At 63.1% G+C, this 20,102-nt stretch carries 18 protein-coding genes; 10 read left to right on the forward strand and 8 right to left on the reverse strand.

Going from position 1 to position 20,102, the window contains the following annotated elements; all coding sequences use genetic code 11:
• Positions 1–8: 8 nt before the first annotated feature.
• Entirely contained in the window at positions 9–989 is a 981-nt protein-coding gene (gene denD, locus P0D96_RS18495; protein ID WP_408314692.1) for a D-erythronate dehydrogenase, read from the forward strand.
• Positions 990–1,240: 251 nt separating this feature from the next.
• Here denD and P0D96_RS18500 read toward each other — a convergent pair whose 3' ends face one another.
• Positions 1,241–1,366: a hypothetical protein gene (locus tag P0D96_RS18500; RefSeq protein ID WP_279388644.1), complete on the reverse strand. Its 126-nt coding sequence runs from the start codon at positions 1,364–1,366 to the stop codon at positions 1,241–1,243.
• 3 nt (positions 1,367–1,369) lie between these two features.
• Here P0D96_RS18500 and pcaF point away from each other — a divergent pair, with 3 nt between their 5' ends.
• Positions 1,370–2,572 carry a 3-oxoadipyl-CoA thiolase gene (gene pcaF, locus P0D96_RS18505; protein ID WP_408314694.1) on the forward strand — a complete coding sequence of 401 codons (1,203 nt, stop codon included), beginning with the start codon at positions 1,370–1,372 and terminating at the stop codon, positions 2,570–2,572.
• A 478-nt stretch (positions 2,573–3,050) separates the two neighbouring features.
• Positions 3,051–3,623 (forward strand): hypothetical protein, encoded by a 573-nt coding sequence (locus tag P0D96_RS18510; protein WP_408177044.1) that lies wholly within the window; start codon positions 3,051–3,053, stop codon positions 3,621–3,623.
• Positions 3,624–3,715: 92 nt separating this feature from the next.
• Here the strand turns inward: P0D96_RS18510 and P0D96_RS18515 are convergent, their stop codons facing one another.
• Positions 3,716–4,096: a DUF2917 domain-containing protein gene (locus P0D96_RS18515; protein WP_132382387.1), complete on the reverse strand. Its 381-nt coding sequence runs from the start codon at positions 4,094–4,096 to the stop codon at positions 3,716–3,718.
• 411 nt (positions 4,097–4,507) lie between these two features.
• A complete protein-coding gene (locus tag P0D96_RS18520; RefSeq protein ID WP_408314695.1) occupies positions 4,508–6,496 on the reverse strand; it encodes a sigma-54-dependent Fis family transcriptional regulator in 1,989 nt (662 codons plus the stop codon).
• A gap of 412 nt (positions 6,497–6,908) precedes the next feature.
• Between P0D96_RS18520 and P0D96_RS18525 the strand changes: the two genes are divergently transcribed.
• The 6 genes from P0D96_RS18525 to P0D96_RS18550 all read left to right on the forward strand — a co-directional run bounded on the left by P0D96_RS18525 (position 6,909) and on the right by P0D96_RS18550 (position 13,466).
• A complete protein-coding gene (locus P0D96_RS18525) occupies positions 6,909–7,973 on the forward strand; it encodes an ATP-NAD kinase family protein (protein WP_408314697.1) in 1,065 nt (354 codons plus the stop codon).
• Between the two features lie 40 nt (positions 7,974–8,013).
• On the forward strand, positions 8,014–8,997 hold the full coding sequence (locus P0D96_RS18530; RefSeq protein ID WP_408314699.1) for a thiamine pyrophosphate-dependent dehydrogenase E1 component subunit alpha: 984 nt from the start codon (positions 8,014–8,016) through the stop codon (positions 8,995–8,997).
• A 36-nt stretch (positions 8,998–9,033) separates the two neighbouring features.
• Positions 9,034–10,038, forward strand: coding sequence for an alpha-ketoacid dehydrogenase subunit beta (locus P0D96_RS18535; protein ID WP_408177048.1), 1,005 nt, complete (start codon positions 9,034–9,036; stop codon positions 10,036–10,038).
• 3 nt (positions 10,039–10,041) lie between these two features.
• Positions 10,042–11,154, forward strand: coding sequence for an acetoin dehydrogenase dihydrolipoyllysine-residue acetyltransferase subunit (locus P0D96_RS18540; protein ID WP_408314701.1), 1,113 nt, complete (start codon positions 10,042–10,044; stop codon positions 11,152–11,154).
• A 1-nt stretch (position 11,155) separates the two neighbouring features.
• Positions 11,156–12,142, forward strand: a complete 987-nt coding sequence (gene lipA, locus P0D96_RS18545) for a lipoyl synthase (RefSeq protein ID WP_408314703.1) — start codon at positions 11,156–11,158, stop codon at positions 12,140–12,142.
• Positions 12,143–12,428: 286 nt separating this feature from the next.
• Positions 12,429–13,466 carry a hypothetical protein gene (locus tag P0D96_RS18550; RefSeq protein WP_408314705.1) on the forward strand — a complete coding sequence of 346 codons (1,038 nt, stop codon included), beginning with the start codon at positions 12,429–12,431 and terminating at the stop codon, positions 13,464–13,466.
• Between the two features lie 488 nt (positions 13,467–13,954).
• Here the strand turns inward: P0D96_RS18550 and P0D96_RS18555 are convergent, their stop codons facing one another.
• The 4 genes from P0D96_RS18555 to P0D96_RS18570 all read right to left on the reverse strand — a co-directional run bounded on the left by P0D96_RS18555 (position 13,955) and on the right by P0D96_RS18570 (position 18,459).
• Positions 13,955–14,347, reverse strand: coding sequence for a 2-oxoglutarate dehydrogenase (locus P0D96_RS18555; RefSeq protein ID WP_243658530.1), 393 nt, complete (start codon positions 14,345–14,347; stop codon positions 13,955–13,957).
• 83 nt (positions 14,348–14,430) lie between these two features.
• Positions 14,431–16,278, reverse strand: a complete 1,848-nt coding sequence (locus P0D96_RS18560) for a S10 family serine carboxypeptidase-like protein (protein ID WP_408314707.1) — start codon at positions 16,276–16,278, stop codon at positions 14,431–14,433.
• 451 nt (positions 16,279–16,729) lie between these two features.
• Entirely contained in the window at positions 16,730–17,218 is a 489-nt protein-coding gene (locus P0D96_RS18565; protein WP_408314709.1) for a GNAT family N-acetyltransferase, read from the reverse strand.
• Positions 17,219–17,241: 23 nt separating this feature from the next.
• Positions 17,242–18,459, reverse strand: a complete 1,218-nt coding sequence (locus tag P0D96_RS18570) for a sensor histidine kinase (RefSeq protein ID WP_408314711.1) — start codon at positions 18,457–18,459, stop codon at positions 17,242–17,244.
• Between the two features lie 281 nt (positions 18,460–18,740).
• Here P0D96_RS18570 and P0D96_RS18575 point away from each other — a divergent pair, with 281 nt between their 5' ends.
• On the forward strand, positions 18,741–19,100 hold the full coding sequence (locus tag P0D96_RS18575) for a response regulator (protein ID WP_243658532.1): 360 nt from the start codon (positions 18,741–18,743) through the stop codon (positions 19,098–19,100).
• Between the two features lie 102 nt (positions 19,101–19,202).
• Here P0D96_RS18575 and P0D96_RS18580 read toward each other — a convergent pair whose 3' ends face one another.
• On the reverse strand, positions 19,203–20,102 hold the full coding sequence (locus P0D96_RS18580) for a LysR family transcriptional regulator (RefSeq protein ID WP_408314713.1): 900 nt from the start codon (positions 20,100–20,102) through the stop codon (positions 19,203–19,205).

Consider the following 20,102-nt stretch of genomic DNA (forward strand, 5'->3'; position numbering starts at 1 on the left):
AACTCATCATGAAAGTACTGATTACCGGCGGCGCGGGTTTTCTCGGCCAGCGTCTCGCGCGTGAACTGCTCGCGCGCGGCTCCCTGAAAGACACGCAAGGCACGCCGCAAGCGATCACCGAACTGGTGTTGCTCGACGTGGTGCAAGCCAACGATTTCGGCGACAGCCGCGTACGCACGGAAGTGGGCGACATCGCCGAGCGCAGCGTGCTCGAGCTCGTGATCGACGACAAGACTTCGGCGATCTTCCATCTGGCCGCGATCGTGAGCGGTCAGGCCGAAGCGGATTTCGATCTCGGCATGCGTATCAATCTGGATGCGTCGCGGCTGCTGCTCGAAACCTGCCGGCAGCGTGGCCACCGGCCGCGCGTGCTGTTCACGAGTTCCGTGGCGGTCTATGGCGGCGAACTGCCCGCGGTCGTGCAGAACGATACCGCGTTGAATCCGCAGTCCTCGTATGGCGCGCAGAAGGCGATCGCCGAGTTGCTGCTCAACGATTACGCGCGGCGCGGTTTCGTCGACGGCCGCGTGTTGCGCCTGCCCACCATCAGCGTGCGGCCGGGCAAGCCGAATGCGGCGGCGTCGTCGTTCGCGAGCGGCATCATTCGCGAGCCGTTGAACGGCGAAGCGGCGGTGTGCCCGGTCGCGGGCTCGACGCGCCTGTGGCTGCTGTCGCCGCGCAAGGCGATCGAGAGTCTGATCGCCGGACTCGAACTCGATTCCGCCGCGCTCGGTAACCAGCGTGTGCTGAACTTGCCGGGTATTTCGGTAAGCGTCGACGAAATGGTCGCCGCGCTGCGCGAGGTGGCGGGCGATGCGGTTGCCGGGCGGATCGTGTGGGAACCGGATGCGCGCGTCGAAAAGATCGTGGGTAGCTGGCCGGGACGGTGGGATACGTCGCGCGCCGAAGGGCTGGGGTTGAGCGGCGAGCGCAATTTTGCCGACGTGATCCGCAGCTATATCGAGGACGAGCACATCCAGCTCCGCTAGAAACACCCCCACGCAGTCTCCAGCCCCGTGCCCGAGCCTTGGAAACAGGGCTGCGGGCACGGGCGCGTCATTCGTCTGATCCTTGGCAAGAACGGCCGCGGCTTGCACGTATTCCCTGGTGCGGGCCTGGCCGCGCTTGACATGCTTTCGGCCACACGCATATTATCGTGTCTAGTTGTTCGATACATGACCGTATGTTCGTATCAAGAACAAATTGCGGAATTCTCGAGCCCATCGTTCATCGTCCTGCGCTAAGCTGAATCGATGCGACGGCTGCCTTGCAGCCGCTTCCCGTCGCGCTTGCCGGTGCGTCCGGTGCGCGCCACGCCGGCAATCCGGCCGCGGCGCAGCGCATGCAGCACATCAACTGGAGACATCACATGACCGAAGCATTCCTGTGCGACGCGATTCGCACCCCCATCGGCCGCTATGCGGGTTCGCTGTCGTCGGTGCGCGCCGACGATCTGGGCGCCGTGCCGCTCAAGGCGCTGATGGAGCGCAACAAGGACGTCGACTGGAACGCAATCGACGACGTGATCTACGGCTGCGCGAATCAGGCCGGCGAGGACAACCGCAACGTCGCGCGCATGTCGCTGTTGCTGGCCGGTTTGCCGCAAGGCGTGCCGGGCTCGACGGTGAACCGCCTGTGCGGTTCGGGCATGGATGCGGTCGGCATTGCGGCGCGCGCCATCAAATCGGGCGAGGCCGCATTGATGGTGGCCGGCGGCGTGGAAAGCATGAGCCGTGCGCCGTTCGTGATGGGCAAGGCGCCCACCGCGTTTTCGCGTCAGGCGGACATCTACGACACGACCATCGGCTGGCGTTTCGTTAACCCGCTGATGAAGAAAATGTACGGCGTCGATTCGATGCCGGAAACGGGCGAGAACGTTGCGACCGACTACAACATCAGCCGTGCCGATCAGGACGCGTTCGCCGTGCGCAGCCAGCAGAAAGCGGCGCGCGCGCAACGCGACGGCACGCTCGCGCAGGAAATCGTCGGCGTGACGATCGCCCAGAAGAAGGGCGATCCGATCACGGTGCTGCAAGACGAGCATCCGCGTGAGACGAGCCTCGAAACGCTCGCCAAGCTCAAGGGCGTGGTGCGTCCGGACGGCACCGTTACGGCAGGCAACGCGTCGGGCGTGAACGACGGCGCTGCGGCACTGTTGCTCGCGAATGAAGAAACGGCGAAGCGCTTCGGTCTCACGCCGCGCGCCCGCGTGCTGGGTATCGCCACCGCCGGCGTCGCGCCGCGCGTGATGGGCATCGGCCCGGCGCCCGCCACGCAAAAACTGCTGGCGCGTCTGAACATGACCATCGATCAATTCGACGTGATCGAACTGAACGAAGCGTTCGCGTCGCAAGGTCTCGCGGTGCTGCGCGCACTCGGCGTGGCCGACGACGACGCCCGCGTCAATCCGAACGGCGGCGCGATCGCGTTGGGCCACCCGCTCGGCATGAGCGGCGCGCGTCTGGTGACCACCGCGATGTATCAACTGCATCGCACGCAAGGCCGGTTTGCGCTGTGCACGATGTGTATCGGCGTCGGCCAGGGCATTGCGATCGCGATCGAGCGGGTGTGATGGTTTAGCGGCTTGGTCCGCGCTACGGTTGAAGCTGGATGAACAGCCTCGTCGCTCATGCGACGAGGCTGTTTCTTTTTGTGCGGCGAGTATATCGAATGCGTGTCTAATTCGATCTAAAGACGCTTTTGATTATGGCGGAATACCGGAAAACATCGATTGCCAATTCGGCCGCCACACAGTCTGCATTTAATGCTGTCTGCATTTAAGAATGGGCGTGAGAATATCCTTGCTCGGCCGGCTGGCAGGATGCCGCTGTGACGCGATGCCGCGGCGCTTTAATGGCCGCGCGCATTCATTTGAAAATCACAATTCAATCAATTGCGGGTTGTTGTCAGGCATGTAAAATCGTTTGCGTCGTACCTTTTGAAAACTACCATCCTGAAGATATACAGGCACTCATGGCGTTAAGAGTCCGCATTCCGCGGTTTCAGCTCGCCGTTACGCTGGATCGAACAAACTCTCAAGGAGCATGCAAATGAAGGCAGCGACGATTGGAGCAGCGTTGATGGTCGCGGCGTTTGCCGCAGCCCAGCCGGCATGGGCGCAAGATGCCATGGCCAGTGCCGCGCAAGGCATCGTCGGCGCGGTGGAGCCGGTGCATATGAAGGCGCAGATCGTCGGAATTGATCCGGGCACCCGCACGCTCACGCTCAAGGGGCAGGGCGGCAACGTGGTGGTCGTGCTCGTGAGCCAGCAGGTGGAGGGATTCGACAAGCTGACGGTGGGTGACCAGGTGGACGTGCTCTACAAGAATGCGCTCCTTGTGAAGGCCGAGAAGGTCACCGGCAAGGACAAGGGCATTCGCGCGCGTGTCGACACGCAGGTGTACGCCCCGGCCTCGGGCGGCTTCGAATCGGCGCGCCAGATCGAAGTGCTCGCTACCGTGCAGAAGATCGACCGCAAGAAGCGTCTGGTCACGCTGCGCGGCGCGTACCAGACGCAAACGCTCGAAGCCGGTCCCGACGTCGATCTGAAGGACGTCAAGGTCGGCGATACGATCCACGCGGTATTCGTGTCGGCGGCGGCCGTGCAGGTGACGCCGAAATAACGTCGGGCAATCGGCAGCCACAAAAACACCCCTTGTATTAAGGGGTGTTTTGCTTTTTTTGCCACGAACACAGCTCGCCTTCACGTGCGCGGCTAACGCGGCGCAGGCGGCCCCAGACTCAACCACGCGAGCCGTCCCAGCCAGCGTCTGAGCAGGCCGCCTCGCGCCGGGAGCGCGTAGCTCAGCGACACGCGCGCGGCGCATTCGCCATCCGTACTGAGCCACACACGCTCGCCGCGTTGCAGCTGGAATGTGTGGCCCGGATCGAGCCAATGATCGTAAGGTGAACTGACGCGTGTGAGCCAGAGGCGCGCGCCTTGCACGGCGAGCGTGCCATCGGCTTCGACACGCCAGGTCAGCGTCGCGCCTGGCATGACTGAAAAATGCAGCACCAGCTTCGGCAGACGGTCGTCGTGCCGATACGCCACCAGACTCGATTCATCATCCATGCACTGCGGGCTTGCCTGATCCATCTCGTTCTCCGTCATCAAGCCGGCTGACGGAGGCGCCCACAAAACAAAAGGCCCCTTCCGTTACCGGCGGGGCCTTGGGGATGTCTTACGCAGATTCAGACTGCTAACGCGCACGCACTCCCAATGGCCAGCCGATGATGGCTCGCTTCGGGTGTGTAATCGCATTTGCGATGGAGATGTGCGTCAACATGAGATCGAGTGTGCCGTTTTGCCGCAGGTCTTGTCAATCAAAAAATCGCCATTCATTTGAACGGGTGTGCGAACCGCTCGGGATCCTTCGCAATGCGTAGTGCTTGCGTCGCCAGCCTATGAGGCGACATCCCATGCCTGCGTTCATGGTGGGTTACGAGATCACGTAGTGAAGACGTCGACCACGCGTCGACGCTACGGATCACGCTGACAGCCGGCGCTTCAGCGTCGATGCGGCGCGACGATACCCAGCGACGCAATGCGTCGATACAAGGTGGCGCGCGACATGCCGAGCGCTTGCGCCGCCGCGTTCGGCCGCCATTGATGGCGCGTGAGCGCATCGATAATGCGTGCGCGCTCTTCACGCGGGTCCTGCCGCGCATCCCGTTGCCGGCCGTCATGTGGGTGAATCCGCAATAACGCCGGTTTGTGCGCGGCTTCAGGCGCGAGCAACGCCGCTATATCCGGCGCGACATGGCGCAATTCCACCCGTGCGCCGTCGCAGATCGCGCACGCGTAGCGCAGCACATTGCGCAACTGGCGAATGTTGCCCGGCCATGCGAACCCCATCAGGCGCTCGGCAAGGTATGGGTCCAGCGTGAGCACGTGGCCGGCCATTTGCGCTTCTTCGTCGAAGACCGCGTCGATCACGTCGCGGATATCCGCGCGCTCGCGCAGCGGCGGCATCGGTAAAGACGCGCCGCTCAACCGGTAATAGAGGTCTTCGCGGAACGTGCCGGCCGCGACCATCTGCGCGAGACCGCGGTGCGTAGCGCAAATCACGTCGATATTCACGCGCACGGGCGCATCGCCGCCGAGCGGCGTCACTTCGTCTTCGGCCAACACGCGCAGTAGCCGCGTTTGCAGATCGAGCGGCATGTCGCCGATTTCATCGAGAAACAGCGTACCTGTATGCGCCTGCGCAATCTTGCCGCGTGCGCCGCGGCTGCGTGCGCCGGTGAAGGCACCGGGTGCGTAGCCGAACAATTCGCTTTCGATCAGCGATTCCGGAATCGCGCCGCAATTCACCGCGATAAACGGCCTCGCGCGCCGTGCGCCCGAATCATGCACCGCGCGCGCGAACACTTCCTTGCCGACGCCGGTCTCGCCGAGAATCAGAATCGGCAGACGTTTGCCCATCACGCGCAAAGCAACGGCCGCGTTATGCGCGATCTGCGGATCCGCGCTGTGTAGAAAACATCCGAGCGCACCGAGTTGCAGATCGTTTTGCGACGCGGTTTGCGCCGATCTTGCGGCGCCATCGTGCATCGTGGACGCCGAGCGCGGCATACGCCTGAGCGGCGCGCGAATACGCGCATACAACGTCGTCCCGGTCGCGCGCAGGCGCAAGCCGACAATCGCATCCGTGCGCGCGACGTCGTGCAGGTGCGAGCCCGACGTGTCGAATACGTCGTCGATGTGACGCGGGCCGTTCAGCGCCGGAATGCACTCGCGCGCCTTGCGATTGGCGGCAACGAGATTGCCGCATTCGTCGAAGGCGATCAGCACTTCGGGCTGCGCCTCGACAAAGTTGCGGCTCGAATGGCCGAACAGAATCCAGTGCTGGGTCGTTTGATTGAGGAAGTAGCCGTCTTCGATCAGGCCAGCGCTTTGCCGCACCAGTTGAAACACGAGCCGCTGACTGTCGCGGTTATCCGGCGACTGCACGGCGGAGGCATCGAGCACGCCGATCATCTCGCCGGTCGGCGCGAAGATCGGCGCCGCGCTGCAGGTGAGCGTGGTGAACGCCGCGCGGAAATGATCGGTCTTGTGCACGATGATCGGCGCGAGATCGGTCAGCACGTTCGCCACGCCGCACGTGCCTTCTTCGCGCTCGGACCAGCACGACCCGATATACAGGCCCGCATGCTTGAAATCGCTGCGACGTTCGCGATCGATCCGGTAGTCGATGGTGACGCCGTGCGCGTCGGTGAGCATCACGCAATAGTCGGCGACGCGAATCATGTCGTGCAGACGTGTCAGGCATTGGCCCGATGCACGCAGAAAGGCTTCTTCCTTGCCTTGCACTTCGCGCAATTCCGCCGACGTCAGCACGCGCGGTCCGATCACGGCGCCGGGGTCGAGCCGGTACTGTTCGAACGAACGCTGCCACGACGATACGAGCCGCGGAGAATCGGCGGGCGCGGGCAGGCGTCCTTCAATGGCGCCACGCACGCGGTCGATGTGCTGGGTCTGCGAGACGTAAGGCATGGTCGGCTCCAGGCGAGCGACACACAGTGAGATCAGGGTGTTCTTGTATCACATCCCGGTTGATGAATCACATTGCAATGCAGCACGCGAGACGCGTGAGACGATTGTCTCAGTCTCAGGTGAGACGGTTGACCTTGTCGCGCAGATCGAGACGGGTAAAGGGTTTGCGACGTGTCTTCGTATTGCTCGGCCACGCTGCGAACGTTGCACGCGCCGGGCGTGAGACGCCTGGAACGCTGCGTCGCGTGGTGCCGGCTCACCATCCAGATTTGCATCTCGATGCGAAAAGCCCTTTAAACAGGGCACTTTCGCGCGGCGGTGTGATTTCTCAGCAGATTGGCACACCCTTTGCAGTGTCCTACGCATGACAAAGCGCCATCGTTTGACGACGGCGAAACAGGAGACAAGCACAGTGCCATCGCCCATCACCGTCGGCGTGATCGCGAACCCTGCGTCGGGTCGCGACATTCGCCGCCTCACTTCCTATGCGTCGGTGTTTCCGACCTCCGAAAAAGCCAACATGGTGGTGCGCTTGCTGGCCGGGCTCGGCACGCTCGGAGTAACGCGCGTGCTGTGTCTGCGCGACCGGACCGGCGTGGCGGCGCTGCTGCTGCGCGCGCTCGACACGCACGACGCCGTCGCCGCGCAACAGCGCTGGCCGGAAGTCGAGTTCATCGAACAGCCGATCACCGACAGCGTCGCCGATACCCACGCGGGGGTCGCCGCGATGCTGCGGGCGGGCGTCGAGTTGATCGCCGTGCTCGGTGGCGACGGCACGCACCGCGCCGTGGCCGCGCATTGCGCAAGAGTGCCGCTGCTGACTTTGTCCACCGGCACCAACAACGCCTTTCCGGATTTGCGCGAAGCCACCGTGGCCGGCCTCGCCGGCGCGCTCGTCGCGTCGGGCGCGGTGCCGCCGGATGTCGCGCTGATGCGCAACAAGCGGCTCGTGGTGCGCTGCACGGCCGGGCCGAATCGCGGCCGCGAGGAGATCGCGCTGGTCGATGTCTGCGTGAGCCGTCAGCGCTTCGTCGGCGCGCGGGCCGTCTCCGATCCGGCCGATATCGAAGAACTCTTTCTCACGTTCGCCGCGCCCGACGGCATCGGCCTCTCGTCGATCGGCGGAGCGTGGGCGCCCGTGGAGCGCACCGCGTCGCACGGTTTGCATCTGCGCTTTGCAGCACCCGGCGAATCCGGCGTGCCGCTAGTGGCGCCCATTGCGCCGGGCCGCGTCGAGCGCGTGCTGATGCGCACGTGCGAACGCTTCGAAGTCGGCGTGTGGAGGACGCTGGAAACCGAGCACGGCACGCTCGCCTTCGACGGCGAGCGCGAAATCGAACTGGAGCGTGGCGACCGCTATGAGATCGCGCTGGATTGGGAAGGGCCGCTGACCGTCGACGTCGAACGCACGCTGCGTTTCGCGGCGTCGCGTCAACTGGTGCGGGAAGTGGCGAACGTGGTTGCGCATCAAGGGTAGGTAGTGGGCAGGCAGTGCATTTATTCCAAGGAGACACACCATGTCGGTTTCAACTGAGTTGAGCAAGGAAGAGCTACTGAAGGCGTATCGCATGATGCGCACGATCCGCGAGTTCGAGGAGCGTCTGCACGTTGAATTCGCGACCGGCGAAATTCCCGGCTTCGTGCATCTGTACGCGGGCGAAGAAGCGTCGGCGGTCGGCACGATGCTGCATCTGAACGACGCCGACTATGTGGCGACCACGCACCGCGGCCACGGTCATTGCATCGCCAAGGGCGTGGATGTGCGCGGCATGATGGCCGAGATCTACGGACGCAAGACCGGTGTGTGCCACGGCAAGGGCGGTTCGATGCATATCGCCGACCTGTCGAAAGGGATGTTAGGTGCGAACGGCATCGTCGGCGCGGGCGGCCCATTGATTTGCGGCGCGGCGCTGGCGGCGAAGTACAAGAAGTCGGGCGGCGTCGGCGTGTGCTTCTTCGGCGACGGCGCGTCGAATCAGGGCGTGATTTTCGAATCGTTGAACCTGGCCTCGGTATGGCGGCTGCCGGCGATTTTCGTGGCGGAGAACAATGGCTACGCAGAGGCGACATCTTCGACGTGGTCGGTGGCGACCGACAACATCGCGGATCGCGCGAGCGGCTTCGGCATGCCGGGCGTGATCGTGGACGGGTTCGACTTCTTCGCCGTGCATGAAGCGCTCGGTGAAGCGATCGAACGGGCGCGCAAAGGCGGCGGTCCGACGCTCGTCGAAGTGAAGTTCTCGCGCTATTTCGGCCACTTCGAAGGCGACGCGCAAACCTATCGCGCGCCCGGCGAAGTGCAGAAACTGCGCGACGAGAAGGATTGCCTGAAGCGTTTCGAAGAGCGCGTGGTGCGCGCCGAAATGCTGAGCGCGGATCAGTTGCGTGGTGTGGATGCCGAGGTGAAGAGTTTGATCGAGAGTGCGGTGACGGAAGCCAAGGCTGCGCCGTTGCCGACTGCTGAAGACCTGCTGAGCGACGTCTACGTGTCCTATCCGTAACGCACGCGTTGCATACCTAAACGATTGGAGACAGACATGGCACGCAAGATCACATTCTCTCAGGCAATCAACGAAGCACTGAGTCAGGAAATGGCCCGCGATGAAACCGTCATCGTGATGGGCGAGGACAACGCGGGCGGCGCGGGATCGCCCGGTGAACAGGACGCGTGGGGCGGCGTTCTCGGTGTTACGAAGGGACTGTTTCACAAGTATCCAGGACGTGTGCTGGACACGCCGCTCTCCGAAGGCGGCTATATCGGCGCAGCAGTCGGCGCGGCGGCCTGCGGCATGCGGCCGGTCGCGGAGTTGATGTTCATCGACTTCATGGGCGTGTGTTTCGACCAGATCTTCAACCAGGCCGCCAAGTTCCGCTACATGTTCGGCGGCAAGGCGGTCACGCCGGTCGTGATTCGCGCGATGCAGGGTGCGGGCTTGCGCGCGGCGGCCCAGCATTCGCAGATGCTGACTTCGTTGTTCACGCACATCCCCGGACTGAAAGTGGTCTGCCCGTCGACGCCATACGACGCCAAGGGACTGCTGATCCAGGCGATCCGCGACAACGACCCGGTCATATTCTGCGAGCACAAATTGCTCTATAGCCGCGAGGGCGACGTGCCCGAAGAGTCGTATGCGATTCCGTTCGGCGAGGCGAACGTGGTGCGCGACGGCGACGACGCCACCATCATCACCTACGGACGCATGGTGCATTACGCCACCGAAGCCGCCGAAAAACTCGCCAAGGACGGCATCCAGGTCGAGGTGATCGACTTGCGGACGACCTCGCCGCTCGACGAGGAAACGATCCTCGAGAGCGCGAACCGCACCGGGCGCGTGGTCGTGGTCGACGAAGCGAATCCGCGCTGCTCGATCGCCACCGACATTTCCGCGCTGATCGCGCAGCGCGCGTTCCACTCGCTCAAGGCGCCGATCGAAATGGTGACCGCGCCGCATACGCCCACGCCGTTTGCCGGTGTGCTCGAAGACATGTATATCCCGTCGGCCGCGCAGATCGCCGATGCTGTGATGAAAGTGAGGGCTTGAGCGATGCCGATCCATATGATCACGATGCCCAAATGGGGCTTGTCGATGGAGCAGGGGCAGGTCAACGGGTGGCTCAAGGCCATCGGCGACAAGGTAGTGAAGGGCGACGAGATTCTCGACGTGGAAACGGACAAGATATCGTCAGGCGTCGAGTGTGCGTTCGAAGGCATCCTGCGCCGGCAGATCGCCCAGGAGGGCGACACGCTGCCGATCGGCGCATTGCTGGCAGTGGTGGCGGACGCGGAGACGCCGGACGCGCAGATCGACGCCGAGGTCGAAGCGTTCCAGCGCGACTTCGTGCCGGCCACGTCGGCGGCGGGCGACAGTGGCCCGCAACCGGAGAAAACGCAGATCGGCGGACGCACCGTGCGCTATCTGAAACTCGGCGAAGGCGGTACGCCCGCGCTGCTGATTCACGGCTTCGGCGGCGATCTGAACAACTGGTTGTTCAATCACGCCGACCTTGCCGCGCATCGGGCAGTGTGGGCGCTGGATCTGCCGGGTCACGGCGAATCGGGCAAGACGCTCGACACCGGCAGTGCCGACGAACTCGCGGACAGCGTGATCGCCTTCATGGACGATCGCGGCATCGACAAAGTGCATCTGATCGGACACTCCATGGGCGCACTGATCGCGATGACCGTGGCGGCGCAAGCGCCGGGGCGGGTAGCGTCGCTGGCGTTGATCTCGGGCGCGGGTCTGGGCAAGGAGATCAACGGCGACTACATCCAGGGCTTCACTGAAGGCAGCAATCGCAATGCGCTCAAGCCGCAGTTGGCGAAACTCTTCGCCGACCCGAGTCTCGTGACGCGTCAACTGGTGGAGGACATCGTGAAGTACAAGCGGCTCGAAGGCGTGCCCGAGGCGCTGCGCAAGATCGCGGCGTCGGCCTTCGACGGCAACGTGCAACGCGCGAGCTATCGGGACCGGCTGGCGGAACTCGCGCCGCGCAGTCTGGTGATCTGGGGCGCCGGCGATCAGATCATCCCGGCCGGGCATGCGCAGGGTCTGCCAGGCGACATCCGCGTTCATGTGCTCGACGGCAACGGGCATATGGTGCAGATGGAGGCGGCCTCCGAAGTGAATCGTCTGCTCAACGATTTTCTGGGAGGCTGAGATGGACGCCGCATTGCATGCTGACAGCGTCACCGCGCTCGGTCAGCACGGTAAGCGCAGCGCTGACAAGCTCGCGCGGATTCCGGTGAAGATCGTGCCGGCCACGCACGGCGAAGTCCTGCCGAAGCCGCCGTGGCTGCGCGCGAAACCGATGATGAGCGAGACCGTCGCCGGCATTGCGGCGATCCTGCGCGAGCACCGTTTGCATTCGGTCTGCGAGGAGGCAATGTGCCCGAACATCGGCGAATGTTTTGCGCGGCGCACCGCGACGTTCATGATCATGGGCGGTATCTGTACGCGGCGCTGTGCGTTCTGCGACGTCGCGCATGGCCGCCCGGCGCCGCTCGACGAGGCCGAGCCCGCACGGCTTGCCGATGCCGTGGCGGCGCTCGGGTTGCGCTATGTCGTGTTGACGTCGGTGGATCGCGATGATCTGCGCGACGGCGGCGCGGCGCATTTTGCGCGCTGCGTGACGTTGCTGCGCGAGCGCGTGCCGGGCATTCGGGTCGAAGTGCTGACGCCGGATTTTCGTGGCCGTATTGAGCGGGCGTTGCAGGCGCTCTCGGGCGCGTGGCCGGATGTGTTCAATCACAACCTCGAAACGGTGCCCGCTCTCTATCGTGCCGCGCGTGCGGGCTCGGACTATCAGGGCTCGCTGCAACTGCTCGCGCGCGTCAAAGAGGCGAACGAGGCGATGCTGACCAAATCAGGATTGATGGCCGGATTGGGGGAATCCGACGAAGAACTGCTCGGCGCAATGCGCGATCTGCGCGCGCATCGCGTGGACATCCTGACGATCGGGCAGTACCTCGCGCCATCGCGTTTTCATATGCCGGTGCGGCGGTATGTGACGCCACAACAGTTCGACGCCTGGCGCGAGGCCGGCTTGGAGATGGGCTTTCGCGAAGTGGTGGCGGGGCCGCTGGTGCGCTCGTCGTATCGAGCGGACCAAATTGCCGATATCGCCATGGCACGCGCAACGCAATGATATGAAGAACGGTTGCCGCCCTCGCTTGTCGTTATAGACGACAGCGAGGAGCGGCACCGTCGCCGTTTAAAAGCAGGCGCGGCTCGTCATTTCGCTTGCAACAATCTATGTCGGAATATGTCACGCAGCGCGAAAAACGCCCACAAACCCTTGTCGCGCGGGCCTTCCTCGTGGTGAAACAGGGTGACATATCTTCCCTGTCGATTGTGTCGGTGCGTCCTTCTATAGTCCGTTCTGTCGCCACGCAGCAGTGACAGAAGTGGCCCGAATCCAAGAAGGACATACCGTGAAAAATCATTCGTTCGTCGTCCCGGCCGCCGCCTCTGCCTTTGCCTCTGCGACCGACTCAGTGTCGAGCGCCTCATCCGCACGCGGCGCGCTGCGCAAGCTCGTCCTCTCCGCCACGGTCGCCGTGCTCGCGCTCGGTAGCGCATCGGCGTTCGCCTGGTCGCAACACGGCACGGCGTACACCTCGCGCGGCACCTATAACGGCGCGCGTTACGGCTCGTGCGGCGGCAGCAGCTGTTCGCATGCGGGTGGCGTTGCCGGCCCTTACGGTGGCCTCGCGACCAACACCGGCACGGTGACGCGCGATGCGCCGGGCCAGTTCTCGAATTCGGGCACCGCGACGGGGCGCTACGGCAACTCCGTCCAGCATGCAGGCGACACCAACTGCGCCGGTGGCACGTGCTCGCACACCGGGACGTTGACGGGCCCGGATGGCAAGACGGCCACCACTTCCGGCGATGTCACGAAGACCGGCACGGGGCAGTATTCGTCGTCGGGATCGGTGACGGGTTCGAACGGCAACACGGTCAACCATTCGGCGTCGACGAATTGCTCCGGCTGGACGTGCTCGCGTTCGGGCACCGTGACGGGTTCGGATGGCGGAACCGTCAACCACTCCGGCTCGGCCACGCGTGTGGCACCGGGTGTCGTGACGACTTCGACGAGCGTGACGGGCACGCACGGCAATACGGTGACGTCCAGCGGGACGGTCGTGGCGACCACGGGTGTCGTCGCGACGGGCGGCACGAGGGTGGTGGTCGCGCCGAAGCCGGTTGTGGTTGCGCCGCCGGTTGTGTACGTGCCGCCGCCTCCGGTCGTGGTGACACCTGCGCCAGTTGTCGTGACGCCTGCTCCGGTGGTGGTTGCGCCTAAGCCTGTCGTGGTCACGCCGCCGGTTGTCTACGCACCGCCGCCCCCGCCGCCCGCCGTGTATGTCGCTCCGCGGGTCGTGTATGTCGCGCCGGCGCCGCGTCCGGTCGTGTGGGTGCCGGGTCACTGGATTGGGCGCGTCTGGGTGCCGGCGCATTGGTCCTGATGGGCGCGGCCATGCGAGTCAAATCCCGCGTGACAGTAGTGCAAGGTGGGGACATGGTGCGCCGATCGTCTTTCGATGCTTCATCGACACGGCGGTTTTATCAAGCAGGCGCGTTGGCAGCGATGGTGGTTGCCGCGGGGGTGGCGATTGCAATGAGCCGCTTCGTGGCACCAGCGGATACGCGCGGGGCGAGTGGATCGTCGCAAGAATGTTCCACTCGCTACGCCGCGTTGCTCGATCTTGCGGAACTGGCGAGACGCGACGGCAAATCATCCGAGGTGGTCGTGCGCGGGCTGCGCGACAGAGGCGGTGTGATGAGCGGATGTTTGTTGGTGGGCGGCAGGGCTAATGCGGATTAGCGTTCTGATTGCTGCTCACGCTGCTCACGCCACTCACGCCACTCACGCTACTCACGCCACAAAAAAAGCGCTCCCGGTTCCAGAACCGGGAGCGCTTTTTGCCATGCGCGGCGTAGTGGCGCTTCCGCGCTACCGCCCTTGCTGCTGCAAATACTGCCTGACATCGCTCAGCGTCACGCTGCCTTTATGGCTCGTGTCGATCTGATCGAAGTGCTTCGCCACAAAGCCGAGACCCTGGGTTTGCGCCTGCGCTTTGGTGACCGACGCGCCATTGCTGAGCGCCGAGTTCGCCCCGAGACGCGCCTCGAGCCGTTGTTGCGCTTGCTGCTGCAATGCCGTGCCGGTCGATGGCGCAATCGGTGCCGCCCGGTTTTGCGGGAAGAACGGACCGTCGACGCCGCGTGCGCCATTGGGCGGCGTCGCGGGCGCCACCGCTTGCGGCGGCAACGCATATGCACTGCCGACCAGGCAGCCGAGAGCAATCAACGGGGAGACACGCCGTAACTTATCGATAAGAGACATGATGACTCGCATGGATTGAGTGAATAGGGTATCGCGAACGAGGTTCATCCGATCGGTTCCTTGAACGTTCCATGAGTGCGCGGTCAGGGCGCCGTCACTTGCGCCGTGGCCGTGGCGGTCGGCTCGCTGGCGGGACTTTCGTCGCGCCACGGCGCCGGCAGCGTCCAGAGCGCGAGCGCATCGGGCAGCGGCGTGCCGCGATAGAAGCGCACGAGGTCGCGCTTCATCAGCGGACGGGCGACGTCGTCGAGATAGATCATGTGGCCACCCTGGAAGAAATTGACCTGCAAGTCAGGATTCAGGCCGGGCACGGTCTGCAACCGCGCCAACTGCTTCTCGGTATTGAGGAACGGCGTGGCCAGATCGTGGAAGCCGTTTTCCGAGAGCACCCTGAGTTGCGGATTGAGCGTCAGCGCACCGAGCAGGTCGGGGATCGTGTCGGGCAACGCCTGTCCGTCGTGCGAGAAATCCCACAGCTCGATGATGTTGTCGTTCAGCGGCATATAAGTCGCGTTCGGCGCCGTGTACCCGAGATAGTCCGGCATCTGGGTGGCGAGCGCCGTGGTGAATGGCTGCGAGATCAGGATGTCGGACGGATCGGAATCGCTCTGCAGACGCGGATCCGAATTCGGCAACGACACGCGCCCGTCATAGCGGCCAATCGTCGTGCCGGGCAGCAGGCTCGTCGAGAACGGATTGCGGTTGAAATAGCCCTGCAATGCCTGCACGGTCAAACCCGACGGCAGGGTCCAGGAGTCGAGCGTTTTCGCATTGGGGAAGACGGGCTTGCCCAACGCGTCGGGTATGCCGAGCTGGCTGAGCACCCATGATTGCGAGTAACGCCTGAACTTCTTATATTCCGCCGTGACGAACAGGCTGGTCTGCAACGCATAAAGATCCTGATTGAGCGGCGCGGGCGACGCCTGGTTGTAGTACGCCGCGACCTCCGCATAGCCGGGGAAATAGCCCGCCAGCGTATCCGTATCGAGCGCCAGCTCTTCCGACGACGCCGTGATGGCGACGGCTTCGATCGCATCGGCGAAATAGTTCAGGATTGCCGATTGCAGCACGATGCCGGTCAGATGCACGCCGGCGGATTCGAGCGCCAGCGCCAGCATGTCGGTACGCGGCGTGCCGTACGACTCGCCATACAGATAGATCGGCGAGCCGCTGCGATTGTTGACGGCTAGATAGCGCTGGATGAAGTCGCGCATGATGTTGACGTCGGCGTCGGTCGTCCAGTACTTCTTGTTCGTGTTCGGCAGAATCGCTTCGGAAAGCCCGGTTCCGGGCGGGTCGATGAAGACCATGTCCGTGGTGTCGATCAGGCTCTCCTTGTTATCCACGAGCGGATAGTTCGGCCAGTTGCCGAACACCGGGTCGGGCGTGGCCACGCGCGTCGGCGCGAATGAGCCGAGCCGCAGCCAGATCGAGGAAGAGCCCGGGCCGCCGTTATAGACGAACGTGACGGGGCGCGCCGCGCCGTTCACGCCCGGCGCGGTGTACGCCACATACGACATGGTGGCTTCGGGGTTGCCGTTCGCATCGGCCGCCGTCAGATGGCCGGTGGTGGTGGTGTAGTTGATCGGCGTCTTGCCGAGCGTCCACTGGTAGTGCATGACCGCCGCCTTCTCCGCGGCCTGGGCCGGCGCGAGACCGTCGTTGGCTTTGGCCGAATAGGCGACCAGGTCGATATAGGTTTGATTGGCGGTCGGCGCCTGCGGCTGCGAAGCGGCCTGGGCGCTGAGTTGCTGATTCGCAGCGGTCTGCTGCATGCTCACGGCCGTGCCGGAGGACGAACTGCCGTCCCCGCCGCCGCATCCGCCGAGCAGCATGACCGTTGCTGCCATTGCCATTGTCAGGGTTCCTGGAGCCGGCAGCTTGCGCTGACGAAAAGGGCTATTGCCTCGAAGACGCTCGTCTCGTTTCATCTCTATCCTCGGTGGTGGATTCAGATACCTTTTCACAAAGGCCGCTGTAGCGGATGAAGATGCATCGGAGTTCGAAATATTCTGGATGCATCGCCGCAATGCAGCGGTGGAGACCAATTTTGTTAAAAATGCATAGTCATTTCCCTGCTATGCGGGATGCGTAGAATAACTAAATATTGTGATTGAATATTCCGGTTATCTCGGCATGTTTTTCCGTTTTTCCGCAATCGAATATTCGTATATTGGCGGCAGATAAAAAATAGGTGACGCCGTAGCCCTTTGTCAAGGACGCGACGAATTTCCGTAATGACGGCTTCGGAATGCTACGCGTGGATTCGTGCGGAAGTGAGTGCGTACGGGCTTTACGGCGCAATTAATTCGCTGATTATTTATTACAAAATGGAAGTTTTTGTTTGCTAAACGTAATGATTAATTTGTGTGGATTGCCCGGTTATGCCAATTGATTTTCCGGGTGAATCAGATTGAGTTCCAGAAATACCGCGCCGGCAATCGGATTGAAGACATAAGCCGGAATCCGTTCGAAACCCAGCGATGCATAAAGCTCGAGCGCGGCTCGCATGGTCGGCAGCGAGTCGAGGCGAATGCGGTGATATCCCGAGTCTCTCGCGATATCGCAAATGCGCGTCGCCAATTGCCTGCCGGCCTGCAGACCGCGTCCCGCTGGACGAACATAGAGCCGTTTCATTTCGCACGTCGTGTCGTCGAGAGGCCGCATGGCGACGCAGCCAACGAGTTCTTCATCGTTGTGCGCGAGAAGCACCCGGCCTCGCGGTGTCGCGAATGTGCCGGGCAAGTCGGCGAGTTCGGACTCGAAGTTCTGGAAGCCGAGATCGATGCCCAGGCTCTCGGCGTATTCGCGGAAGATGGCCCGGACCGCTTCCAGTTGCTGTGGGAATTGGGCGGTCGTGATCTGGATCATGGGTATTCGTGGGTCGTGCGGTCCTATTGCGGTTCCACTAGCACCAGCGGGAAACGGATCTCGAACGTAGTCCCCACCCCTTCGCGCGAGACGAAATGGATGTGTCCGTTCAACACGCGGCACAGTTCCTTGACGATGGCGAGACCGAGGCCCGTGCCGGGAATATCTTCACCCGCGGCGCGCTCGAATTCGTCGAACACGCGGTCCGCATCCGAAGGCGCGATGCCCACGCCGGTATCCGCGACGCGAATCGACCAGTGCTCCGCGTCGGCCATTGCGAAGTTCAATTCGATTTCCCCCGACTTCGTGTACTTGGTCGCGTTGGAGAGCAGATTGACGGCGATCTGTTTGAGCTTGAGACGATTGGATGTGACCGCCGTCAACGCAGGATCGAATGCCGCGCGCAACGTGAGTCCTTTTGCCTCGATCGAAGGACGCGACGAGGTGACGAGCTCGTCGTACAGCTCGCGCAGTTCAACCTGTTCGAATGCGAACGGGGCGCCGTCGCCGAGCACCATGGAATACTCGACCATCTGCTCGACGAGCTGTTTCATATCGGCCGCCTGGCGGTTCGCCAGCGTCAACGCCGTTTCGGCCCTGGCAGGCGCACGCGAGATCAATTGCAGCGCGATGGAAAACGTGTTCAGAAAATTGCGCAGATCGTGGACCACGCTGCGTGTGATCTGCATGCGCGACTCGTACAGGTCGCTCACCAGCCGCTGCTTCAGCATCAACTCGTGATTGGCGCGCTCGAGCCGGCCGGTGTACTCGTCGATCTTGCGGTCCCGTTCGCTGACCACTTCCCTGATCGACGTGAGCGTGACCATGCTGAAGGTTTCGGCGATCAGGCGCCGTGCGCGGCTCTCATGGCGGCGCGTGAAGGTGCTGTCGAGACTGGCGAATTCCTCGAGCGCTTCGGCCAGCACCTGATCGAAGAGATCGAGTTCGCGCACCAGTTCCTCGATACGATAGCCCTGGCGCCAGCGGACCTTGCCGTGTTTTCTCGCATTGCGCTCGATGGTCGTCTCGACCCGTTCGAGATCTTCGACATCGAGCGCCGCGCACAGTCCTTCGAGAATCTCCGGCAGATGATCCGCCAGTTGCTGATAAGTGAGTTTGTCCGCTTCGACGAGGTCGGTGTCGCCGAATACGGCGTTCATCCATTGCTCGGTGAGTCGGGTCCGTTCCGCGCGAACGAAGTCAGCAAAATTGCGCAGCGGGCTAACACGTGTGTCGGTCATGATGGCGCATTGGGGTGAAGTTTCTACAACGTACAAAGGCGCGAACTACCCACGCGCGTCGGACCGGAGGCGCATGGCGTGCCTCACAGGACAGGTACGTTCGGCTGGAGTCAATTAAAGGCCTGGCCGGCAAGCTCTCTGCCCTCGCGTGTCCCGAAAGCGTCGCCGCAGCCGATTATTCGCACCATTATCGCCGCAATCGCGGATTGTGGAACACCTCTTGCGGCGCTGTAGTCGGATGACAATAACGCTAACTCGAACGTTTAACCCGGCGGCCTCTGATGCACTCAATCTTGCTGGTGGACGACGAGCCGGAAATCCTGGCGGCGTGGCGCCTGATACTCGAGAACGAAGGTTACGAAGTCGGTTGCGCGAGCAACGGCGCGGAGGCGGTCGCGCGTGCCGCAACCAGCGTTCCCGCCCTGATCATCACCGACTGGATGATGCCCCTAGTGGACGGCGCTGAATTGTGCCGTCGACTGAAGGCGATACCGGAACTCGCCAACGTGCCGATTCTCGTGCATACCGCTGTTCCGCCGCCCGAGGGCGCGGTCAAGAACTGGGATGTCTGCCTGAGAAAGCCGGTAGGCGCGGAGCTTTTTCTGACGACGGTCGCGCAACTGTGCAAGCAGCGGTATTAGCTGTTGATCGTTTGAGCGCACAACGGGCAGTTTCTTCCGATTCTCGCGTGCCGCACTTTGATGACCGGCAATATTGTCTCGCGCATTTCTCTGCGCCTCGCATCAATCCGAATTGAGCACCTTCAAAAAATCGACGAATGCGCGCAACGGCGCCGGCAAATGACGATGCCCCGGATAGTAGAGAAACGGCCCTGAAAAACGCTGCCACCACGGCTCCAGAATCGGCTCCAATGCGCCGCTGTCGAGATGCGGGCGAAGCATGTCTTCGAACAGATGAATGACACCCACGCCCGCGACGGCCGCGCTGACCGCGAGATCGATTGCCGCGCCGGGCCGCACCAGCAGCGGTCCCGATGGATTCAACTGCAACACTTCGCCATCGCGCTCGAAATACCAGATCGGCATGGCGCCGCCGGCGAACTGTCCGCGCAGGCACGCATGCGAGAGCAACTCGCTGGGATGATCGGGACGGCCGTACGCGTCGAGATAGCCCGGCGCTGCCGCCGTGGCGAAGCGTTGCACGCGCGGTCCGATCGGAATCGCGATCATGTCCTGTTCGAGCCGCTCGTCATAGCGAATGCCGGCGTCGCAGCCGATCGACAGCACATCGACGAAACCATCCTCGACCACGACCTCGACGCGGATGTCCGGATACGTCTTCAGGAAGGCAGCGACGATGCTCGGCAAGACGATCCGGGCGGCGCTCGACGGTACGTTCAGTTTGAGCGTGCCGGCCGGCTTGTCCCTGAACACGTTCAGCACGTCCAGCGCCGCTTCCATCTCGCTGAAGAGCGGCGTCAGCTTCTCGATGAGACGCAAGCCGGCCTCGGTCGGCGCCACGCTGCGCGTGGTGCGGTTGAGCAGGCGCAGACCGAGCTTGGCCTCGAGGCGGCGCACGGCGATGCTCAGACTCGACGCCGACACGCCGCTGATGCGTGCCGCGTCGCGAAAGCCGCCCGCGCGGGTGACCGAGACGAAGGCGGCCAGATCGTTCAATTCCAT

Origin of the sequence: Paraburkholderia sp. RL17-347-BIC-D (assembly GCF_046027915.1) — a bacterium.
In the GTDB taxonomy this organism is placed as follows: domain Bacteria; phylum Pseudomonadota; class Gammaproteobacteria; order Burkholderiales; family Burkholderiaceae; genus Paraburkholderia.